3 protein-coding genes are annotated in these 2,375 nt (G+C 58.2%); 1 reads left to right on the top strand and 2 read right to left on the bottom strand.

Annotated features, from left to right (window positions below; translation table 11 throughout):
• Positions 1-125 precede the first annotated feature (125 nt).
• Positions 126-968: a translation elongation factor Ts gene (gene tsf, locus VN887_06950; protein HXT39745.1), complete on the bottom strand. Its 843-nt coding sequence runs from the start codon at positions 966-968 to the stop codon at positions 126-128.
• Positions 969-1,047: 79 nt separating this feature from the next.
• Positions 1,048-1,848 carry a 30S ribosomal protein S2 gene (gene rpsB / locus VN887_06945; GenBank protein HXT39744.1) on the bottom strand — a complete coding sequence of 267 codons (801 nt, stop codon included), beginning with the start codon at positions 1,846-1,848 and terminating at the stop codon, positions 1,048-1,050.
• A gap of 31 nt (positions 1,849-1,879) precedes the next feature.
• Between rpsB and VN887_06940 the strand changes: the two genes are divergently transcribed.
• A partial coding sequence (locus tag VN887_06940) for a hypothetical protein (GenBank protein HXT39743.1) occupies positions 1,880-2,375 on the top strand: 496 nt, incomplete at its 3' end.

Raw genomic sequence — 2,375 nt, 5'->3', positions numbered from 1 at the left:
CCAGGACCGGCCGCCTGATCTAGCGGTCTGCGCGACGTTCGACCTGTTTTCCGTCGCATCGCCACGAATAAAAAAGACCGGACGGCGGTTCCATGGCGTCCGGTCGCAACGCTAACAAGCCTCCGTCAGGGCGCAATCGTCTCGCCCACCTGAAAGCGGATGAAGCGACGGATGGTAATCTCGTCGCCCAACTGCTTGGCGACGCCGCCGAGGTGCTCCCTGACCGTGACCTCGGAATTCTTTTTCACGAAACCCTGGTCGAGCAGGCAGTGGCTCTGAAAGAATTTGTCCATCTTGCCCTCGACGATCCTCGCAATGGCCTGCGCCGGCTTGCCCTTGACCTGTTCCGCAGCGATCTCCTTTTCCTTCGCTATAATGGCCGGATCGACCTGATCGCGTGAGACGGCGATGGGCTGGGCCGCGGTAATCTGCAGTGTAATATCGCGCACCAGCTGTTTGAACTCGTCCGTGCTCACGGTGTTTTCGTTGCCCGCGCCCACCTCCACCAGAACCCCAACTTTTGCACCGGTGTGAATGTACGCCGCGACCATGCCGCTGCCGCCAACTTCGAATCGCTCGTGCCGGGAGACCCTGACGTTCTCTCCGATCTTCGCAACCGCGGCAACGCGGTCCGGTTCAAGATCGACTCCCGGATCGTTGCCGAGCTTGCGCGCGATTTCATCGCAGAAGCCCTTGAACGTGTCGTTTTTTGCCACGAAATCGGTTTCACAGTTGATTTCAACCAGTACGCCCACACGCGATCCGGGTAGAATGCACTGGGTGATGACGCCCTCTTTTGCCTCGCGTCCCGCTTTTCTGGCGGCGCTTGCCACTCCCTTCTTGCGGAGGATGTCCACGGCCGTATTGAGGTCTCCGCCGGCTTCCACCAGGGCTTTCTTGCAGTCCATCAAACCGGCTCCCGTCATTTCGCGCAGTCTCGCCACCAGTGCAGGGGTTATTTCAGCCATACAAATTTGTTGGGGATTAGGAGTTGGAAATCACGAGCGGGAAATCGGACGAATGCCACACTGTCCGCCGGGAACTCCTTCAAGCGGGAGCAGCCGCCACGGTCGCGGTCGACGCGGCCACTTCTGGCGCTGGCGAAACGGCCGTTTCGGCCGGTGCCACTTCCTCCGTTGTTTTCCGGCGTGCATACTTGGCTTCGTACTCCGCGCGCGCCTGGGTGACCGCCTGGCCAACGACGCTCAGGATCAGGCGCACTGAGCGGATGGCGTCGTCGTTTCCGGCGACCGGGTAGTCCACGAGGTCAGGATCACAATTCGTATCCACAATGGCGACCATGGGGATCTTCAGGCGGCGCGCCTCGGCGACGGCATTGTGCTCCCGTTTGATGTCCACGACAAACATGGCAGACGGATAACTGTCCATGGCGCGGATTCCATCCAGATTCTTGTGCAGGCGCGCAGCCTCACGACGCAACATGGACTGCTCCTGCTTGACATAATTATTGATGGATCCGTCCGCATCCATCTTTTCAATCTGTTTGAGCCGGCCGATGGACCGCTTGATGGTCTTCAAATTGGTAAGCGTCCCGCCGAGCCAGCGTTCGGTCACATAAAACTGGCCGCATTGTTCGGCGGCTTCCTTCACCGCCTGTTGCGCCTGCTTTTTTGTGCCGACGAAGAGAACACGTCCGCCTTTTCCGACCGTCTCCTGGAGGAAACTGCACGCTGTTTCGAGCTGCGCGAGAGTCTTGCTCAGGTCGATGATGTAGATCCCATTGCGGGCATCGAAGATGAATTTCTTCATCTTGGGGTTCCACCGTTTGGTCTGGTGTCCAAAGTGGACTCCCGCTTCCAACAATTCCTTAACGCCAATACTTATCACAATTTTCCATTGGTTGGTAGCCCGTCGGAACGTGCCGACGAACCATCCCGCGGAACACAGGATTGATTTAGATGTTGTTCTGGCCGCCCCGGACCATTCGGGCCAGGGCTTGGATTTTAAGGCCGTTCCGTCCCTTTCGCACCGGCGGGACAATTCCCGCCAAAGCCAAAAGGGCGAGCAAAATACCAGACCGGGAGGCAGCCGCAACCCTTATTTTAGTGGTCAAACGGTCGGCAAGCTACTTGCCCATGGGCAGGAGTCCATTTTGGCGTTCTTCGGCCAATCTGCGAACGCGAAACACGAGCAAAGCGACGCTAACCAAAATACCCAACAGAATGTCAGGCGGCTCTGGAACGACCCCGATTCCAGTGAAGCCGGTCAGGGGAGTGGGCGGACTGGCCGGTACATCGTTGGCACGGCGTCGCATTTTAAAAAACGCTGCTGTGATTCCAATAAACACCCCCGACTCTCGCGGCATCATACGAGCCCGCGGAAGTCCGCCGAACTTCCACAGCAAACCAAGCGTT

Source organism: Candidatus Angelobacter sp., from assembly GCA_035607015.1.
Taxonomy (GTDB): domain Bacteria; phylum Verrucomicrobiota; class Verrucomicrobiia; order Limisphaerales; family AV2; genus AV2.
The sequence above is the reverse complement of the archived record's forward strand: the minus strand, read 5'-3'. Positions and strand labels throughout refer to the sequence as shown.